The 19569-nt window shown below is 56.8% G+C and carries 14 protein-coding genes, 1 tRNA gene and 1 other RNA gene; 15 read left to right on the forward strand and 1 reads right to left on the reverse strand.

Annotated features, from left to right (window positions below; all coding sequences use genetic code 11):
- Nucleotides 1-12 precede the first annotated feature (12 nt).
- Nucleotides 13-1350, reverse strand: coding sequence for a flavohemoglobin expression-modulating QEGLA motif protein (locus E5E96_RS16555; RefSeq protein ID WP_171282625.1), 1338 nt, complete (start codon nucleotides 1348-1350; stop codon nucleotides 13-15).
- 158 nt (nucleotides 1351-1508) lie between these two features.
- On the opposite strand from E5E96_RS16555, the gene E5E96_RS16560 reads away from it, so the two are divergent.
- The 15 genes from E5E96_RS16560 (at nucleotide 1509) to tssG (ending at nucleotide 19568) form a co-directional block, all read left to right on the forward strand.
- The gene (locus E5E96_RS16560) at nucleotides 1509-1964 is read left to right on the forward strand and encodes a YbjN domain-containing protein (protein ID WP_029301206.1); all 456 of its coding nucleotides are present in this window, start codon (nucleotides 1509-1511) and stop codon (nucleotides 1962-1964) included.
- A gap of 146 nt (nucleotides 1965-2110) precedes the next feature.
- Nucleotides 2111-2198, forward strand: a tRNA-Ser gene (locus E5E96_RS16565).
- Nucleotides 2199-2423: 225 nt separating this feature from the next.
- Nucleotides 2424-2552: non-coding RNA, RtT sRNA (locus tag E5E96_RS16570), on the forward strand.
- A gap of 569 nt (nucleotides 2553-3121) precedes the next feature.
- Entirely contained in the window at nucleotides 3122-3640 is a 519-nt protein-coding gene (hcp1, locus tag E5E96_RS16575) for a type VI secretion system effector Hcp1 (RefSeq protein ID WP_010634822.1), read from the forward strand.
- A gap of 277 nt (nucleotides 3641-3917) precedes the next feature.
- Entirely contained in the window at nucleotides 3918-5963 is a 2046-nt protein-coding gene (tssI, locus tag E5E96_RS16580; protein ID WP_171282626.1) for a type VI secretion system tip protein TssI/VgrG, read from the forward strand.
- Complete coding sequence (locus E5E96_RS16585; protein WP_171282627.1) at nucleotides 5953-6681, forward strand: DUF4123 domain-containing protein; 729 nt, start codon at nucleotides 5953-5955, stop codon at nucleotides 6679-6681. Before tssI ends, E5E96_RS16585 begins: the two co-directional genes overlap by 11 nt.
- Nucleotides 6678-11315 (forward strand): RHS repeat-associated core domain-containing protein, encoded by a 4638-nt coding sequence (locus tag E5E96_RS16590; RefSeq protein WP_171282628.1) that lies wholly within the window; start codon nucleotides 6678-6680, stop codon nucleotides 11313-11315. The genes E5E96_RS16585 and E5E96_RS16590 overlap by 4 nt, the downstream gene beginning before the upstream one ends.
- On the forward strand, nucleotides 11312-11776 hold the full coding sequence (locus E5E96_RS16595; RefSeq protein WP_171282629.1) for a hypothetical protein: 465 nt from the start codon (nucleotides 11312-11314) through the stop codon (nucleotides 11774-11776). Before E5E96_RS16590 ends, E5E96_RS16595 begins: the two co-directional genes overlap by 4 nt.
- Before the next feature lie 278 nt (nucleotides 11777-12054).
- Nucleotides 12055-12177 carry a hypothetical protein gene (locus tag E5E96_RS22765; protein WP_301271271.1) on the forward strand — a complete coding sequence of 41 codons (123 nt, stop codon included), beginning with the start codon at nucleotides 12055-12057 and terminating at the stop codon, nucleotides 12175-12177.
- Between the two features lie 139 nt (nucleotides 12178-12316).
- Nucleotides 12317-13699, forward strand: coding sequence for a tetratricopeptide repeat protein (locus tag E5E96_RS16600; RefSeq protein ID WP_171283244.1), 1383 nt, complete (start codon nucleotides 12317-12319; stop codon nucleotides 13697-13699).
- A gap of 678 nt (nucleotides 13700-14377) precedes the next feature.
- Complete coding sequence (gene tssB / locus E5E96_RS16605) at nucleotides 14378-14881, forward strand: type VI secretion system contractile sheath small subunit (RefSeq protein WP_005299975.1); 504 nt, start codon at nucleotides 14378-14380, stop codon at nucleotides 14879-14881.
- Nucleotides 14882-14919: 38 nt separating this feature from the next.
- Nucleotides 14920-16398, forward strand: a complete 1479-nt coding sequence (gene tssC, locus E5E96_RS16610; RefSeq protein WP_171282630.1) for a type VI secretion system contractile sheath large subunit — start codon at nucleotides 14920-14922, stop codon at nucleotides 16396-16398.
- 6 nt (nucleotides 16399-16404) lie between these two features.
- Nucleotides 16405-16836, forward strand: a complete 432-nt coding sequence (tssE, locus tag E5E96_RS16615; protein ID WP_005299981.1) for a type VI secretion system baseplate subunit TssE — start codon at nucleotides 16405-16407, stop codon at nucleotides 16834-16836.
- 3 nt (nucleotides 16837-16839) lie between these two features.
- Nucleotides 16840-18606: a type VI secretion system baseplate subunit TssF gene (gene tssF, locus E5E96_RS16620; protein WP_011705715.1), complete on the forward strand. Its 1767-nt coding sequence runs from the start codon at nucleotides 16840-16842 to the stop codon at nucleotides 18604-18606.
- Nucleotides 18570-19568: a type VI secretion system baseplate subunit TssG gene (tssG, locus tag E5E96_RS16625; protein ID WP_171282631.1), complete on the forward strand. Its 999-nt coding sequence runs from the start codon at nucleotides 18570-18572 to the stop codon at nucleotides 19566-19568. The genes tssF and tssG overlap by 37 nt, the downstream gene beginning before the upstream one ends.
- Nucleotide 19569: the final 1 nt, after the last annotated feature.

The raw sequence follows: 19569 nt of genomic DNA on the forward strand, positions 1-19569 counted from the left end.
GTTGCTGGTGGTTCAGTCAATCTCGATGTCGACGGGGGCTATGATGGGATCGGCCACCGGCAGGCGGTGGAACAGCTGGCGAAAGTGCTGCTGCACCCGGCCGATATCCACCAGCGACATGCCGGAGGCGAAGCCAAACCAGACGTAGAGGCCGGTGAGATCGCGAAACATGGGGGGCAGATAACGGGGCGCACTGATCAGCCCCTCCAGATAGTGCTGATAGAGCACCGGGATGTCGTCCAGGGTCACCTTGCCGACAAACAGCATGGGCAGGATCTCGGGCACCCCCTCCAGCACGGCGCTGCGGATGAAGTTGACCGTCTCCACATAGCCCTTCACATAGGAGAGATCCTTGGTGAAGCAGGCGCCCCCCTCGACCATGCCGCCGCGAAACACTCGCTGGGTGATCTTGTAGGCGTCGTGTTCGCTGGTGCCCTGGCCGACGAAGTGCTGGAACACCTCGATGAAGTCGGCGCCGCGCTCCGCCATGTCGATGGCCATCACCCGATCCGAGATGCGCTTGGCCCGGTCCGGGAAGGAGCTGAAGGTGAGGGTCTCTATCAGCACCGCCAACCCCTCCTGACAGGCAGTGATGCGCGGCGAGCCGGCACTGAGCCAGGTGGCATAGGGTTGCTGGCGCCCATTGAGGGTGGTGCCCACGTGCACCCAGCCCTCGTGGACCTCCAGCACCTGCAGATCCAGCTCGGAGAAACGGGCGTGGGAGTTGAGCTTGATGTAATCGCCGCCGGCCGCCGCGTCCGAGACGATGCCATCGCTCAGCTTGACCTGCACGGTGCCGTCACTGAAGTAGCTCGACAGCTTGCCCTGCAACTTGGCCACCGCCGCTTCACCTTCAAACTCCTTGGGGTAGGGGCGAACCAGGTGGCGGGCGCCGGGCAGGGAGAAGATATCGCACAGCCTCGCGCCCAGCTCCTTGAGGGTCTTGCGATCGCCGCGCAGGTGATCGCCGGCCGAACCGTACAGCAGCTGGCTGTAGCGCAGAAAATCCGGTTGGCCGCGTTGGCGCAGCATCTCGATGACCACCATGTATTGATCCACCGTCTCTTGCAGGATGCGGCCAAGCTCGTCCTGGGGGCCGAGCCGGCGGCGGATCCGGTCCCGCAGCTCCTTGAGCTCCAGATACTTGTTGCGGGGATCGAAGCCGAGGGGCAGGCCATCATAGAAGACCTTGTCGACGGCCGGCAGCGTGCGTCCGCCACTGGCCAGAAAGTCGGCCTGCAGGTGACGGGGCCACTTGATGGCATCCAGAATGCGGATGGGCTTTTGCAGGATCAAGAGTTCATCCGAGAGGGATTTCAGATGCAGGCGGTACTTTTCTTGGATGGTCATTTAGCCCCCTGTGGGGCGAGTGTGGCGCTGGAATGGGCTGAGTATATGCAGGCTGCTTGCCAAAAAGAAGCGAGGCATGTGCTTATCCGGCCAGTGTGCTTTTGGTTGCCGGAAAATTGGTTTAGACTGCGCCCCTTGATCCCAATTGTGTCGTGGAAATGATGAATATCCCCAGCTCCGAAATGATAATGCGTTGGTTGCAGCAGGCTCGTATCGAGCACTACGTCTGTGATCAGTGCCACGGTATCCACATTGTCTCTCTGCAGTCCGTCGAAGGCATTCAGGAGAGCCGGATCTTCGTCGAAGAGGAAGGGTTGCTGTTTTCATCCGAGCTGGAGGTGCGTCCCTCCGCCTTGCTGCCGCTGGTGGCCGAACTGGGTCGTCTCAACATGCAGTACCCGTCGCTCAAGGTGTTCCTCGACATCATCGATGACAACCTGCCGCGTCTGGTGGTGGGCCACACCGTCTTCACCAAGGCCGGTCTTTCGGTCGAGCAGTTCCTGCTGTTCGTTGAAAGCACCATCGCCACCACCCATGAAGTGGTCTCCGAATGCGAGCGGTTGGGCTTCTTGAATCTGCCGGAAATCCAGGTTGCACCGGAGTCTGTGCACTGATTTGTGCGTTAAATGTGCGAACGGTTCGCCTGATGCAAAAAGCCGTTGACGCCGGCGGGGCTTTCCCCTAAATTACGCCCCGTTCCAGCGCAACGGCGCAGCGAACACAGTGCTGGCTGAGCACGTTAAACAGCAGACCAAAATTTGGTGAGGTGTCCGAGTGGCTGAAGGAGCACGCCTGGAAAGTGTGTATACGGCAACGTATCGAGGGTTCGAATCCCTCCCTCACCGCCAAATAAAATAAAAGGGCCTGTCTTGTGACAGGCCCTTTTATTTTATCCGGTGACGGGCGGCGCGGTTCGGGCCCTGGTTCGACAGGCGGGCAGGATAGTCCGCCTGGACGGCCAGAGGCCGCCCGCAGGGCGAGCGCCATGGATGGCGCGAGTCAATCCCGACCCAGCGTACAGATTGAAAAACCGACCTGATGGTCGGTTTTTTGCTTTGGGGAAGAATTATCCGCTCATGTCGAAGAGGGGGGGGGGAGAACTCTCGCCGGGTTCGAACAGAGCAGCTTACTGCGATGAACGGCCGCAGGCCGCCCCGAAGGGGTGAGCCACGCAGTGGCGAATGATCCTTCCCTCATAACCAAACAACGTAAAAGGGCCTATCGCAAGATAGGCCCTTTTACTTTATCCGCTGACGGCGGCCGGGTTCTGACCCAGGCTCGACCTGTGGGCAGGGTAGCCCGCCTGGGCGTTATGCAAGGACGCTTGCCAAGCTGTCCATCTCATTGAGCAGCGCGCTCACCACGTTGCCTCCCTTCTTCCTTATTACGCTGGCGTCAAGAGGTCTGTTTTTCGAAGACATCTTGGCACGCTTCTGTCTGTTTCTCTCTGCTAATGGTGAGAGTCTTTGGTCGCCCACGCTTGGATTGGCCAAGTGCCTATCTTCAGTAAGTGATCGCCGGGTAACAGGTGAGAGGTAGAGATAAGCTCTGCTTTGCGCAATAGATTGCCATTTATTCAGTGATTGGTGCTGGTTGTGCAAGGAAGAGTGGTTTTATGTGCCAACTGCGCAACTTGTTGCGCCATATGGCGGCTGTGCAAGTGAGGGGTCGTTTTAATTATTTGTTTTTTAACAAATAATTAGTTTGGCATGGTCACTGCTAACGGATTCGGTCGAGTGTCATTACCGTTCAACCAATCAGGAGCATACTCATGCCAACTCCATGTTATATCAGCATCGAAGGTAAAACCCAGGGCAACATCACCGCCGGTGCCTTCACCTCTGACTCCGTCGGCAACATCTTTGTGCAAGGTCACGAAGACGAGATGCTGGTACAAGAGTTCCAACACGTCGTGACCGTACCGACTGACCCGCAATCCGGTCAGCCTGCTGGTCAGCGTGTCCACAAGCCGTTCAAGTTCACCGTTGCGCTGAATAAAGCCGTGCCGCTGATGTACAACTCGCTGGCTTCCGGCGAGATGCTGCCGAAAGTGACCCTGAAGTGGTACCGCACCTCCGTCGAGGGCAAGCAGGAGCACTTCTTCTCTACCGTGCTGACCGATGCCACCATCGTTGACATCGACTGCCAGATGCCACACTGCCAGGATCCGGCGAAGTCTGACTTCACCCAGCTGATCCAGGTCTCTCTGGCCTACCGCAAAATCGATTGGGAGCACACCGTTGCCGGCACCTCCGGTGCGGACGACTGGCGCGCGCCGATCGAGGCGTAACTTGCCCATCAGGGGCACTGCTTGCGGTGCCCCTTGTTTTCTTAACGCTTAGCCCGTTGCTTTCAACCGAGTCAGCTAGTTTCCCCCTCATTTTTCTTATGTCCGTTTGCCTGGTGTGAGCGGGTACAAGAAAAAATCCGGGTTTACGTCTTGCCGCACGCCGTCAAGGGCGTGCGGTAGCCATGGTGTCAGAAAAACCGGGGCGATGGCGGATCTCTCACCCGGCTTGCAGTGCCCCGCCTGATGGGGCTACACGACATCTCAGAGGCGCTCAGCGATGGCAGACAGCACAGGATTACAATTTACCGTCAAGGTGGGGGCCCTGCCCGAGAGCACCTTCGTGGTGGCCGAGTTTGCGCTGGATGAAGCGCTGAACCGGCCGTTCAACCTGCGCCTGGAGCTGGCGAGTGCCCAGCCCGACATCGACTTTGGTGCCGTGCTGGACCAGCCGTGCGAGCTGCTGGTGTGGTACAACGGTGAGCTGCAGCGCCGGGTGTGCGGGGTGGTCAGTGACTTCGCGCAGGGTGACAGCGGTTTTCGCCGCACCCGCTATCAGCTGCTGGTGCAGCCGGCGCTGTGGCGTCTGTCACTTCGCCAGAACTCCCGCATCTTCCAGGCACAGAAGCCCGATGAAATCCTCTCCATCCTGTTGCAAGAGCACGGCATCACCGATTACGCCTTTGCCCTGAAAAATGAGCATGCCAAGCGGGAGTACTGCGTTCAGTACCGGGAAACCGACCTCGACTTCGTGAACCGCTTCGCCGCCGAAGAGGGGATGTTCTACTTCCACGAGTTTGAAGCGGGCAAGCACCGCATCGTGTTTGCCGACGACGCGGCCGCCTTGACCGCCGGCCCCGAGCTCTTCTTCAACCTCGGCAACCGTTCCCTCGAGCAAGGCCCCTATGTACGGCAGTTCCACTACCGGGAGGCAGTGCGCCCCTCGGATGTGGAGCTCAAAGACTACAGCTTCAAGACCCCCGCTTATGGTCTCTCTCACAAAAAGCAGGGCAGTGGGCTCGAACACCAGCGCGATACCTATCAGCACTTCGACTATCCGGGTCGCTACAAGCAGGATGGTAGCGGCAAGGCGTTTGCCCAGCACCGGCTGGATGCACTGCGCAACGATGCGGTGGCGGGCCAGGCTAAGTCCAACTGCGCCGCCTTGCTGCCAGGGCAGAGCTTTTCACTTACCGAACACCCCAACGGCAGCCTCAACACCGACTGGCAAATCGTGCGCATCCAGCACACCGGCTTGCAGCCGCAGGCGCTGGAAGAGGAGGGGGGCGGCGGCCCCACCGTCTACCACAACGAATTTGGCGTGGTGAAAGCGAGTACCACCTGGCGGGCGCGTATCGGCAGCCCGGAGGCACCTCACAAGCCGATGGTGGATGGTCCGCAAATCGCCATGGTGGTGGGCCCCGACGGTGAGGAGATTTACTGCGACGAGCACGGCCGGGTGAAGCTGCAGTTCCCGTGGGACCGTTACGGTTCGAGCAACGACCAGAGCTCCTGCTGGGTGCGGGTCTCGCAAGGCTGGGCGGGCGGTCAGTATGGCATGATGGCCATCCCGCGCATCGGCCACGAGGTCATCGTCTCGTTTCTGGAAGGGGACCCGGACCAGCCCATCGTGACCGGTCGCACCTATCACGCCACCAACCGGCCGCCGTACGAGTTGCCGGCCAACAAGACCCGCACCGTGCTGCGCACCGAAACCCACCAGGGTGAGGGCTTCAACGAGCTGCGCTTTGAAGACCAGGCGGGGCAGGAAGAGATTTACATCCACGGTCAGAAAGACCTGAACGTGCTTATCGAAAATGATGCCGCCTGGCACATCAAGCACGACCAGCACACCGATATCGACAACGAGCGGGTCACTCGCATCAAGGCCAACGACCACCTGACTGTAGAGGGTGAGAAGCGCGACCAGATAAAAGCCGACTACTCGCTGAGTGTCGATACCTCCATGCATCAAAAACTCGGTCAGAGCTGGCTCACTCAGGCGGGGCAGGAAGTGCACGTAAAAGCCGGTGCCAAGGTGGTGCTGGAGGCGGGTTCTGAGATTACCGTCAAGGTCGGTGGCTGCTTTATCAAGGTCGATGGCGGCGGTGTCACCCTGGCCGGCCCCACCATCAAGATGAACTCGGGTGGCAGTGCCGGCTCGGGAACTGGGTGGGCTGGAAAATCGCCACTAGGGCCCTTGGGAGTCAGTGTACCCCCTATACCCAAGGTACCGCTTAGCCCTGCCCAACTGGCCACTATGAAGAGTGCCGCCCCTTTCTGTGAAGAGTGCGAAAAATGCAAGGAGAGTGGTTGTGAAATTTGAGACCACAACGCTGAAGGAATGGGTGCAGATGCAATCTGCTCCCCTTTACGCCTTACTGGGGGCGGCGAGTGACGTGGCGCCTTTGCAGCATTATTACCAGCTGGATGGTCGAGAAACACCACGAGGACTGTATCTGGGCACCCCTTACCATGACTGGTTGTCTGTGATGCCCTATCTGGTGGCGCTCGACAAAGACAGCCCTTTTATTGATTGGGCAGAGACGACGGATGCGCATGACTGGGGGTGGCTTGTTGCAAGCGATCAGTCTATCGATTCCCTTTATGCTCATCTGCAGGGACTGACCCAGGTTTGGCATCAGGGGGAAGCGGTCTTCTTTCGTTATTGGGATGGGAAGTACCTGTCGAGCATTGTCAATCAGCTTGGTGATGGTATGACTGCACTGCTGCCTGAGATGCGGAGCTTGTGGTGTCTTGGGAGTGCATTCTCATGGGATCTTACGGAGCCGCGTGCTGCGCGCCCTTTTCCCTGGTGGGCGCTGCCCCCCGCCATTGCCGCGACATTGGCGAGGCAGGATACCGGTCCCCTCGTCAATAACCTGATGCAGCAGTTGGCGGATCAAAACGGTCAACTCTACTGGTCATTCCCCGAGGCGAACCTGCGCTGCAAGGTCGCTCGCTTTGTCTCCCGTCATTCATCCCCTGATATCGATCTATTTCCGGCGCTGGAAGCGGCGCTGATCAATGAGGTTCAAGCATGAGCAATGCCGGTCAGGCCGTCTTCAACGAAGTGATCGCCGATTATCGCAACGTTCTGAATGCCTATCGCAAGGATGCCGAGAGTTTCTTTCTGGGCGACATGCTCAGCATGGACATGGAGCAGACCATCAAGGTGGGCGACAAGACCATCACGGCATCGTCCAGCAGCAAGAAGGTGCAGTCCGTGGTGACGCAATGCCCGCTAAGCGGCACCTTGCGTCTGGTTCATCTGTTTGAATCCGTCCGTTTTATTCCCATCGGCAATACCCCGTACAAGGTGGAAGCGGGGAAACTGGTGCGCGGACGATTTGTCAGCGAAGCGGTAGCCAAGGAGGGAACCCTTGATGGCAAGGGCATTGCCGAGGTCGGTAAGCTAACCCCGGGCAAGTCCTATCGGGTGACCTTCTACCCCAATGTGAAGAAGAGCGATCTGGATACCTTGTTCACCTCTTATGTGCCTGTTCAAAAAGATCTGGAGGCATGGCTTACCAAGGAGTGGAACAGTGAGCACAAGGCTGCCTGGGCTCGTTACAGCGGAACTGGCGGTGGATTTGGCAGCCATGCTCTGGCGGCAGCAAGCGGTATCGGCAAGGCGCTGGTCGGGGTGTGGGACGATCTTAAAACCATCTACAACCTGCTGGCCGATCCGGTAGGCAACGCCAAAAAGCTGGCCGCCTTCGGAGTGGACGCAGCGGCCATGGCCAAGGCTGGGGCCTCCCAGATGGAAGCTGCCATGCTGGTACTGCAAGATGAAGCGCTGCTTTATCTTTATGCCTATGCCTTGGTGTGCTGGGTCAAGATGTTGCCCCCTGACCAGCAAACCGAGTTTGGTGCTCAGGTGATTTCGTCGGTGCTGATTGATGTGATCATCGGTGTGGTGCTGACTGGAGGGGCTGGCCTCGCGGCGCGCTATGGTGCCAAGGCTGCTTCCATGGCCAAGAACAGTGACCGGGTAATGCGGCTAGTCACCTCCTTAGTCAATCTCTCCAAGAAGCACAACCTGGCCCAGCACGCCCAGAAGGCGAAGAAAGTGCTGGTCGCGGGGGCGGCGCCGTTGAGCCCGGCCAAAAAAGCGGATCTCAAGTTGGTCGATGGCAATGCCAAAACGTTGGTGGAAAAAGGAACGGCTGCCAAACGCCGGTTCCAGGGACACACCGAGATCAAGCAGGTGAACAAGACTCCGGATGCCTCCAAACAGGCAGTTACCCCGGCCAATCGTCCCCATCAACCTGAAGCCAAAACCTGCAAAAACAACTGCCCAGTCTCCATGGTGACGGGGGAAGAACTGCTGGCCCTACAAGATGGCGAACTGCCAGGTTTGCTGTCCTTTGTCTTCGGGCGCCTCTATCGCACGTCCGCCGTCTCGCAATCCTGCGGCATGGGGATCGGCTGGACTCATGCCCTTGCGCACCGGCTTGAACGTCACGGCGATACCCTGACCTGGTGGGATGAGGAGTCCCTGGCAACTGAACTGCCGTTGCCATCGGTAGCCAGACCCATGGTGACCAACCTGCTGTCGGAGGCGGCGGTCTACCTCGGTGACGAGACTGATGAGGTCATTGTGGCCAAGGCCGGTTCACCATTCCTGCATTTTACTTGGCATGGCGACAGCGGGCGGCTGACCGGTTTTTCTGATCCCTATGGCAATCGACTGACGGTGCGTGCGGACCGTCAAGGACGTCCCGCCTGGGTGGAAAACGAAGGGGGGCTGGCCCTTCGCCTCGCCTACGAGGGCGACCACATCATGGCGCTCGAATTGCAGCGTTTTGACGGCATTGCCTGGCAGCCCCAGGCAACGTTGCAACGCTACCACTACGATGACCATGGTCACCTGATGGCTGCCGAGAATGGGGCCGGGGAGTGTGAGCGTTATCGCTATCGTGCTGATGGGGTCATTGTGGAGCGCCGTCTGGCTGGTGGTGCCGCCTTCTTCTGGGAGTGGGAAGGGGAGGGCAAGGCTGCTCGCGCTATCCGCCACTGGAGCGATGTGGCGGGCTTTGATGTCACCTATAGCTGGGATGATGACAAGGGTGAGGTAACCGTCATCAATGCCGATGGCAGTCAGGAAGTGTACCAGCACGACCGTCAGGCACGTCTTGTTCGCCAGCAGGATCTGGATGGTGCGATTACCGAGTCTGCCTACAACGCCAAAGGCCAGAAAGTACTGGTCCGTGATCCGCTGGGGGCCGAGACCCACTATCACTATGACGAAGAAGGGTTGTTGGCCCTCGAAGTTGCTCCCGATGGAACTCAAACTGCCTATCAATATTGGGATGGCCGGGTTCGCAAGATAGTGCAGGGGGAGCGCGAATGGCGTTTCGATCACAACCTGCAAGGCGATCTGATTGCCAAGCGGGATCCTCTGGGGAGCGAAACCCGTTATGACTATACCCCCCAGGGCAAGCTCTGCGCTGTGGTTCACCCAGACGGGGGCCGCATCGAGCTGGTGTGGAACCGCCTAGGACAGTTGATCGAAGAGAAAGGGGCCGATGGCGGGATAAACCGCTGGCGTTATGACGAGCGGGGCCGCCAGATCGTGCGGCAAGACCCGCGTGGCGCAATCACACGCTATGAATGGGATGCGGCCGATCGTCTGAGTACCGTTCATTTGCCCGGAGGCGGCATTCGCCGCTATGAGTACAACGCCTATGGCAAGGTAACGGCGCAGTGGGACGAGCAGGGACGTGAGACACGTTTTGAATATCATCCCGGTCTGCATCTGGTGAGTCGGCGCATCAACCCAGATGGCAGCGAGCTCAAATACCGCTATGACAACGCCAAGCTCTTCCTCAGCGAGATTGAGAACGAGCATGGTGAACAGCATCGCATCCACTACCATCCCAACGGGCTGGTGGCACGGGAAACCGGTTTTGATGGGCGCACCACAGCCTACCGTTATGACCTCAACGGACGTCTGAGCGAAAAGGTGGAGTTCGGCAAGCAGGAGACCGAACTGGTCACTCGCTATGAGCGCGACCCCATGGGGCGCTTGTTGACAAAATCCCTGCCAGATGGCCGCGAAATTGCCTTTGAGTACGACGCTCACGGTCAGCTCATCCGGGTCGATGATGGTGCCTGGCCCCTGGCATTTAACTACGATAGCGCCGGCCATCTGCTGGCGGAGCATCAGGGGTGGGCCTCAAGCCATTTCCAATACGATGCCATGGGGCGGCTGTCACATTGGCAGCTGCCCGACGGCAACCAGCTTGGCTATCACTATCAGCACGGAGCGCTTGGCGGAATTGATCTCAACGGTGCCGAGCTCACGCGCCACCAAGTGGTGGGTGGGCTTGAGCTGCGCAGGCAGCAAGGGGCGCTTACCCAGCAGTACGAATATGACGAGCAGGGGCGCCTGACGGCATTGCGTCTGCAGCGGGGCAAACAGGTCTCCCGTGAGCGGCGTTACGGTTATGACAGAACGGGCAACCTGCTACGCATTGATGACAGCGTGCAGGGAGAGGTGCACTACCGCTACGATCCGCTGGACCGCTTGCTGGAAGTGCGGGGCGAGCTGACCGAGCGCTTCCTGCATGACCCTGCCGGCAACCTCCTGGGTGAAAGCTCGGGTGGTCAGTTCGATGGGGCCCGTACCCAGGGGAACCGTCTGCTGTTGAGTGGCGATCGTCACTTCGAGTACGACGAATTTGGCCGATTGGCAGTAGAGCGGCGCGGCAAGGGCCAGCAACTGGTGACCCGCTATCACTACGACTGTCAGCATCAGATGGTGAGGGCCGAGCTGCCCGATGGCAGCAACGCCTGTTATGACTACGATGCCTTTGGTCGTCGCATTCGCAAAACGGTGAGCGGAGCAAAAGGCGGGCAGGTCACCGAATTCTTGTGGCAGGCCAACAACCTGATTGCCGAGAGCAGTTATCAGCTCGGTGATGATCAGCGTCGTACTGACGAGCAGTACCGCAGTTTTATCTATGAACCAGGCAGTTTCAAACCCCTGGCGCAACTGGAAGGGGAAGGGCAGAAGGCCGAGATATTCCATTACCAGCTTGACCATCTTGGCACACCATTGACACTGACCCGCACAAGTGGGGCCACCGCCTGGCAGGTGCGCTATCGAGCCTATGGCAATGTCTGGCGCGAAGAGGTTGCCGAGGTGGCAACACCTTTGCGTTTCCAGGGGCAGTATTTTGACGCCGAGACGGGGCTTCACTACAACCGCCACCGTTACTACCAGCCCGGTACGGGTAGATTTATCACCCCCGACCCGATAGGCTTGGCCGGTGGCCTTAACAATTATCAGTATGCTCCGAACCCGACTGGCTGGGTGGATCCACTGGGGTTAAGTAATGTGCCGGGACAGTGTCCTGATGCGTTGCCTTCAAGGCGTGAGAGTTTCCGTGCTGCAAAAGAAGCAGCAGGCATCCCACGTTCAGCTCAATATAAAACACATAAATATGTTTATGATAAAGAATATGAGAATCGAACTGTCTATGAGTTTGATGTTCATGGAAGCAAAAAATATATCGTGCTTCATGATGATGACAAGTTTGGTCGAGGCCCTCACTTTCATGGCGCTGATGATAGTAAAGGTTCTCCCATGCTTCCCGGCAAGTACAAACAGTACCCAGGGCATTTTCCTGAAATAAAATTTGGTTTCAGAAAAGGGAAGGTAAAGAAATGAACTCTAGACTTAAGCTCTATATGAAGCAGAAAAATACATCGATGTTTTTTGAGGGGCTTAACTGTAAATATCGCTTTATTGAACAATCCCCTGATTCAGAGTTTTATAAGAAGGTTTTTTCTCGAGCTAATGTCATCAATGAGTATCATGATTCTGATGCTGCAATAACTGCCTTGATTCGCCACTTCATCCATATTTCTAAAGGGGAGGGAGGCGCATGGTTGCTTATCTTTAACTCTAAAGATGTGAATATAGATGTTGAGGTTCAGCTAAGCTCTGACGGGGGAGTTTTAGAGAGAATTATAAAACAGTCTGTAACATCAAATGGATTTCTTGATGACTTTGTTATGATAAATAAAGATGGGAACGTTATCTTTATTTCTAAAGATGAATACAGTTATTCTGTTGGTGAAGACCAGTCATCTTTTTATATGAGTATTTATTCATCACTTGTATGTTGAAAAATTCCACGCTGGAGTTTTTTCTTTGATGAGGGTTCGGTTTCATATAAGAACAAAGGAAGATATGAGGTGTATTGCCAAAACACAAAAATTGAATTTAAACCTTCAGTATCTGACTTCATCGGTAATTTAGATATCTATGATCGTGAAGAGACGCTAGGCGTGTATTTTAATAAGTCTGCTCCAAACAATAGGGGTGATGTTTGTAACTTATTGAAAAAATGTTTTTCCATGATCCTAGTACCAGTGGGTTATCAATTTCACATAAAGAGTTTCTTGTGGAGTTGCTGATAAGCGCACTGAGAGATCCTGGGTTTGATTTTTGCAAACCTTTTGATACTGATGATGGGAATGGCGATACACTTCCATTAAGTTATGAAATAAAAACCAATGGTTTTTGAAAAAATGTGTCGCATTGCCATGTGTGAATAGCATGAGGTCAGTGTAAATATGTTTTAATTTCAAAAAACAAATACACCTTTAATTCAATGTTTCTCATTGTTATTCGTTGATTTTTATTACAAGGTAGTGACAGGGAATATGTTTTTAAAATTAATGTCAGTGACTGGTATTCTGTTATTGTCCTGGACAATTTCAGGATGCTCGGTAAATATGTCAACTCAGAATGAGCAGCAGTTGTTGCAAGCCGCCCAGCAAGGCCAGGGCAATGCGCAATATGAGCTAGCCAAGCGTCTGGCGACCAAGCCGGATTATCCCGAGGCGATGCGCTGGATGAAGCAGGCCGCCGATCAAGTCGGTCCGCTGGCGGCAGATGCCGATATTAGGGGCAAGGCTGCACTACAGGTGGGAAGTTGGTATCAGGCGGGGTTGGGAGAACCTAAAAATCCTGTACTGGCCAAGCAGTGGTGGCAGCGCTCCGCCAAGTTGGGCAATTCGGAGGCCAGCTATCAACTGAGTCAGGACTGCCGGCAACGGCACAAGGGCAAGCTGGCCAGTGAGTGCCTTGACTGGCTCGAACAGGCGGCCAAGCGCGATCATGCGAATGCCCAGTTGGCTCTGGGGCAGTGGTATGCAGGTCAGGCGGGGGCTGATGCAGATGCCGTAAAATGGTTGGAGAAAGCCGCCGAACAAGGTAATCGTGATGCCCAATTCCAGCTTGGCACTCGCTATGAACAAGGGAAAGGGGTGAGCAGGCGCCCCGATCTTGCCCTGCGCTGGTATGAGAAAGCTGCTGCCCAGCAACAGCCGGATGCCTTGTTGGTGCTGGCGCGCAAGGCGCCATCTGAAGAGGCATTCGGCCTCTATCAGCGAGCTGCCAATGCGGGGGCTGTATCGGCCCAGTTGTGGTTGGGACAAGCCTATCTGGTCGGTGATCTGGTTGCCCAGGATCTTGCGCTTGGCCGTTATTGGTTGGAGCTGGCAGCAGGCAGTGGTTCCCATGAGGCCGAATATCAATTGAGCCTGCAACAGCGCGATAGCGCCGCGCGAGAACATTGGTTGACACGTGCCGCAGAAGGGGGATTCAGCGAAGCTCAGCTGGCATTGGCGCAATGGCAGCAAGAGCAAGGGGATCTCGTCACAGCGCGCCAGTATTTTGCTTTGGCAGCAGCACAGGGCAACGTCGATGCTCATTATGCCTATGGCGAGATGCTACGGCTGGGATTGGGCGGCAAGGAAGACTACCCGCAGGCGCTTAAACAGTATCGACTGGCCGCCAATGCCCTGCACCGATCAGCCCAATACCGCATGGGCATGATGCGAGAGCAGGGGTTGGGAGCTCCACGCAATAGACTGCATGCTTATGCGTGGTATCTGCTTGCTGCCACGGATGGAAATAGTGAGGCTTCTGAAGCACGTGATGAGCTTGAAAAAGGTATGACTGAAAAAGAGAAGAGCGCAGGGCAAAAACTTGCTCAGCATTGGTTTGTAGCGCTTTCCCAAGGGAAGAAATTGAACAGTTAGTAATTTTTTTGTCAACAGCGATGAGCTTACAATCTACCTGAACTGTCGATGACTCAGAGTGATTGATATAAGCAGGCTCACCTTAGCGACATCATCGTGCATATTATGTCCTTTAGTCCCTTCATTGTTTTGCATGGTGAAGGGATTTTTTGTTCTTGAATTGTCATTTTTTGTTACATATTTTTGTCTGGTCGCGACCGTCTTTGTCGCACTGCCTCATGGTGAGATGCATGAATCACTAACATTCAAATTTATTGACTCTGGAATCTATTTTTATGAGAGTGAGGCCTATTTTCAATAATCAAATGCAACTGTCTCAATTTGATTGTAACTGTCTGTTTTTGCTTTGTTTTTGTATTTTAAGGTCTCTTCTTTGATAAATAATCAATTGACTATCGGTGCTACACACATATACCATGCGGCGCAAATGGCTCTTAGGCCAATATGACCTCTAACAAAGAGTAGAGGCAAAATCGGATTGTATAGATAACAAGATGCATACTGCGTTTTTGGTTATTAGAGCTTTTGCTTTGGTATATCGGAGACGCATCGTCAGCTGATGAACTTCTCACTGAATCCATCGGTGGTTCAGTCAACTGTCATTTTTGACAGTTGTTGGTAAGGGCGTTGGCTATAAGCTTTAGGGTCTTGGTTGACCCTTAACTTGGTATTTAGAGCATGGGAAAAGGAATTGACGGCGGCACTGTTGCGCCCAAAGAACGTATCAACATCAAATATGTACCGGCAACCGGTGGTCAGCAAGCGGAAATAGAGCTTCCGTTGACCATGATGGTGGTCGGCAATATGAAGGGCCGTACTGAAGACACTCCGATCGAGGAGCGTCAGACCGTCTCCATCGACAAGAATAATTTCTCGTCCGTTATGAAAGAATCCGCGCTGGAACTGAAGTTTTCCGTTCCCAATCGTCTGGAAGAAAACAGCCAAGATGAGCTGCCGGTTTCGATCAAGATCCAGTCTCTGGAAGACTTCACCCCTGACAGCGTGGCACAGCAAGTGCCCGAGCTGCGCAAGCTGCTGGAACTGCGTGAGGCTTTGGTTGCCCTGAAGGGGCCACTGGGCAATATCCCTGCCTTCCGCAATCGTTTGCAAGATCTGCTGTCCAGTGATGACGCTCGTGAGCAGCTGCTCAAGGAGCTGGATTTGATTAAGCCTGCCGAGTGATCGCCGGGTTGGATTGACTGAACGAGAAAGGAATAAACATGTCTTTGGTCGAAGAACAGGTTCAAGCGGGGGCGAGTGCCGCCTCCTCGTCCTTGCTGGACGAAATCATGGCGCAGGCTCGTATTACCCCGGTGGATGAAGGTTACAGCGTTGCCAAGCAGGGCGTTGCAGCCCTGATCGCCAACATTCTGGACAGCGGTACCACCAGCGAGCCAGTCAACAAGGCGCTGGTGGACAGCATGATTGTTGAGCTCGACAAGAAGCTCAGCAAGCAGATGGACGTCATCCTGCACGCCAAGGATCTGCAGGAGATGGAGTCCTCCTGGCGCTCCCTCAAACTCTTGGTGGATCGCACCGATTTTCGCGAGAACATCAAGATCCAGGTGCTGCATGCCACCAAGGAAGAGCTGCTGGAAGATTTTGAGTTCTCGCCCGAAATCACCCAATCAGGTCTTTACAAGCATGTCTACTCGACTGGCTACGGTCAGTTCGGTGGCCAGCCCGTCGGCGCCGTGATCGGTGATTACGCTTTTACTCACAGCTCACCCGACATCAAGCTGATGCAGTATGTCAGTGCCGTCGGTGCCATGGCCCACGCCCCCTTCATCTCCTCTGTCGCCCCTGCCTTCTTCGGCGTCGACAGCTTTACCGATCTGCCTTCCATCAAGGATCTGAAATCGGTATTCGAAGGGCCGGCCTACACCAAGTGGCGTTCCCTGCGTGAATCGGAAGATGCCCGTTATCTGGGCCTGACTGCACCGCGCTTCCTGGCGCGTCTGCCCTACGACCCGACCGAAAACCCCATCAAGGGTTTCAACTATCAGGAAGACATCAGCTCGGATCATGACCACTATCTGTGGGGCAACACCGCCTACCTGATGGGTACTTCCCTGACCGACAGTTTCGCCAAGTATCGCTGGTGCCCGAACATCATAGGCCCGCAAAGCGGCGGCGCCATCCACGATCTGCCGGTGCACGTCTACGAGGCCATGGGTCAGCTGCAGGCGAAGATCCCGACCGAGGTGCTGATCACCGACCGTCGCGAATACGAGCTGTCGGAAGAGGGTTTCATCACCCTGACCATGCGCAAGGACAGCGACAACGCCGCCTTCTTCTCCGCCAACTCGGTACAAAAACCCAAGGTGTTCCCGAACACCAAGGAAGGCAAAGAAGCGGAAACCAACTACAAGCTGGGTACCCAGCTGCCCTACATGTTCATCATCAACCGCCTGGCGCACTACATCAAAGTGCTGCAGCGCGAGCAGATCGGTTCCTGGAAGGAGCGTCAGGATCTGGAACGCGAGCTGAATGGCTGGATCAAGCAGTACGTTGCCGATCAGGAGAACCCGCCGGCAGACGTACGTAGCCGTCGTCCGCTGCGCGCTGCGCAGATCAAGGTGCTGGATGTGGAAGGGGAGCCGGGCTGGTACCAGGTCGCCATGGCCGTGCGCCCGCACTTCAAGTACATGGGGGCGAGCTTCGAGCTCTCTCTGGTAGGTCGACTGGACAAGGAATAAGGCCCGATGCCGCATCTCTCTTCCTGGGATAGAGGAAATGCGGCCAGCCTGTTTGATCGCATCCGGGGGGAGGGGCTTGGCTCTTCCCCTCGTTCGGAAGTGGATGAACTGGTCGACTCTGTCAAACGGCAGCTCGACCAGATCCTCAACACCCGTCCCGGCAATTGCCGCAGTGCACCCGATCTGGGAGTCATTGATCTCAATGACGCCACTCAGGGCAGTGCGGATATCAAGGGGCGGATCCGGGAGGCGATCCGGCAATGCATCCGTCGTTATGAACCACGGATCATCCATGTGGATGTTCGTTCACCCGACTATCAGGCGAGTCCGCTTGAGATGTCGTTTCAGGTGACGGCCCACGTGCGGCTGGAGCATATCGAGCAAGTTACCTCGTTCAACGTCCATATGGACAGTCACCGTCACTACCGCATGGTCTGATCAATGTCGCTGGAACATTACTTCAGGGATGAACTGGCATTTTTGCGCCTGCAAGGGCGCGAATTTGCCGACGCCTATCCCGAGCTCACCCGCTTTCTGTCGGAGCAGAATACCGATCCGGACGTGGAGCGCCTGCTGGAGGGGTTCGCCTTCCTCACGGGCAACCTGCGCGCCAAGATTGAGGATGAGTTTCCCGAGCTGACCCACGGTCTGCTCAACATGCTCTGGCCCAACTACCTGCGTCCCGTGCCCAGCATGACCATCATGCAGTTTTCGGTCATTCCGGGGGCCATCGCCCAGCCGGCGCTGGTCAGGCAAGGCTGCCAGCTCGACAGTCTGCCCCTGGACGAGGTGACCTGTCATTTCCAGACCTGTCACGATACCTGGGTCTATCCAGCCGATATCCGTCATATTGCAGCCCAGAGCGGCAACGATCTCTCCACCATTTCGCTGGATATCGCCCTGCATGCCCCTCTGCCGCTCAGCGAGCTGCAGCTGGACAAGCTGCGCTTCTTCCTCGGTGGCGACAGCTACACCGCCTATGAGCTCTACTTCTGGCTCTCCAACCAGCTCTCCCATATCGAGCTGGAGATCGACGGCAAGCGCTTTCGCCAGGAGGCCAAGGCCCTCAAGTCGGTCGGCTTCGAGCGCGATGACGCGCTCTTGCCCTATCCGAACAACGTCTATTCTGGCTACCGGATCCTGCAGGAGTACTTCTGCTTCCCGGAAAGCTTCCTCTTCTTCGAACTCTCTGGTGGCGAGTGGCCCAAACAGCCGTTGCCGGTGAGCGAATTCAAGGTGCACTTCTGCTTCGACCGACCGCTGCCGGCGGAGCTCAAGATCCGTCCCGACTCCTTCATGCTCAACTGCGTGCCGGCCATCAACCTGTTCCAGCACGACAGCGAGCCGGTCAACCTCAATGGCCGTCAGGCGGAGTATCCCCTCAAGGCGAGCTATCGCCATGCCGACAGCTTCGAGATCTTCTCGGTGGACCAGGTGGAAGGCTGGGTCGAGGGTAACCTCGGCCGCTCCCGCGGTACGCCGCGAATCTATCAGCCATTCGAGAGCTTCCAGCACCAAATTGAGCGGGCCAAACAGCGGCTGGCGCTCTACTATCGGGTGCGGGTCAAGGAGGCAGTGAGCGGGGATGGTTTCGAGCACAGCCTCTCGTTCGTGCGCGGGGATGAAACCACCACGGTCGAACTGGACGAATCCATCTCGGTGACGCTCACCTGCACCAACCGCTCCCGCGCCGCCCGCCTCAAGGTGGGCAGCGTCTGCGTACCGACCGGCAGCTCGCCCTCGTTTGCCACCTTCCGCAACCTGATCCGGCCGACCCGGCCGCTGCGCCCGGCGCTGGACGGCAGTCTGCACTGGACGCTGATCTCCAACCTGTCGCTCAACTATGTCTCCCTGCTGCGCCGCGATGCACTGGTGCAGGTGCTGCGCACCTACGATTTTCCGGCGCTGCACGACAAGCAGGCGGAGCAGGCCTCGCGCAAGCGGCTGGCGGGGATCGAGGAGATCGAGACCAAGCCAGTGGATCGGCTGGTGCGCGGCATGCCGGTGCGGGGGCTCAAGTCGGTGCTCTCCATCCGCCAGTCCGCCTTTGGCAGCGAAGGGGAGCTCTATCTGTTCAGTACCGTGCTGGCCCACTTCTTCTCGCTCTATGCCAGCGTCAACGCCTTCCACCTGCTTGAGGTGGTCAATCTCGACAACAAGGAGCGCTACCAATGGCCAGTCCAGATCGGTCAGCACTCCCTGATGTGAGCGCCGCCCGGGAGGCGCCCCGTTTCAACTTCTTCCAGCTGGTTGAGCTGCTCAACCGGCTCGATGGCGCCGATCAGGAGCGGGGGCTCGACTACCTGCCGGGTGACGAGAACATCCGCTTCAAGGCGACCGCTTCCTTGGGGTTCCCCACCAGCGACGTGCTGCAGATTGGCCGGGACCAGCATGGCCGCCACGAGCTGGAGGTGGCCTTCCTCGGCCTGCACGGCAGTCAGTCGCCGATGCCCGGCTATTACCTCGATTCGCTGGCGTGGGAGTACGCCCAGGGGGAGCAGAAGCTCGGCCTGTTTCTGGACTTCTTCCACCACCGTCTGCTGACCCTGCTGCACCGGATCTGGCGCAAGTATCGCTACCACGTGCGGTTTCAGGACAACGGCGAGGATGGCTTCTCCCGCCTGATGTTCGCCCTAGTGGGGCTTGGCAACGAGGCGGTCTGCCAGAGCCTGCCGGTCAACCGGGCCAAGATGCTCTCCTATGCGGGCATGCTGGCCAGCCCCAGCCGCTCCCCCGAGGTGGTGGCCGGTCTGGTGGCTCACTGCTTCGATCTGGCCGATGTGCAGGTGAGCGCCTGGCAGTGGCGCAAGGTGCCTATTCATCAGGATCAGCAAAACCGCCTCGGTGGCGCCTGCGCCACCTTGGGGAGTGATTTTGTCATCGGTGACAAGGTGAACGACTGTGCCGGCAAGTTCTTGTTGAAGATCAACAACCTGAGCTTTGGTCAGTTTCTCGGCTTTCTGCCGAACGGGGAGCACTTTCACGCCCTGGTGACCTTTGTCTCCTTCATCCTGCGTGATCAGCTGGCCTGGGATCTGCGCCTGGGGTTCGGCCAGGAGCAGGCGAGGGGACTGAGGCTGGGGGAAGAGCAAAGTGCCCGTCTGGGGTGGAGTACCTTTCTCGGCCAGCCGCCGAGTGATCCGTTCGTGACCATCTGCGTGCAGGAATAAG

It is taken from the genome of Aeromonas sp. 1805, from assembly GCF_013085525.1.
Lineage (GTDB): Bacteria > Pseudomonadota > Gammaproteobacteria > Enterobacterales > Aeromonadaceae > Aeromonas > Aeromonas hydrophila.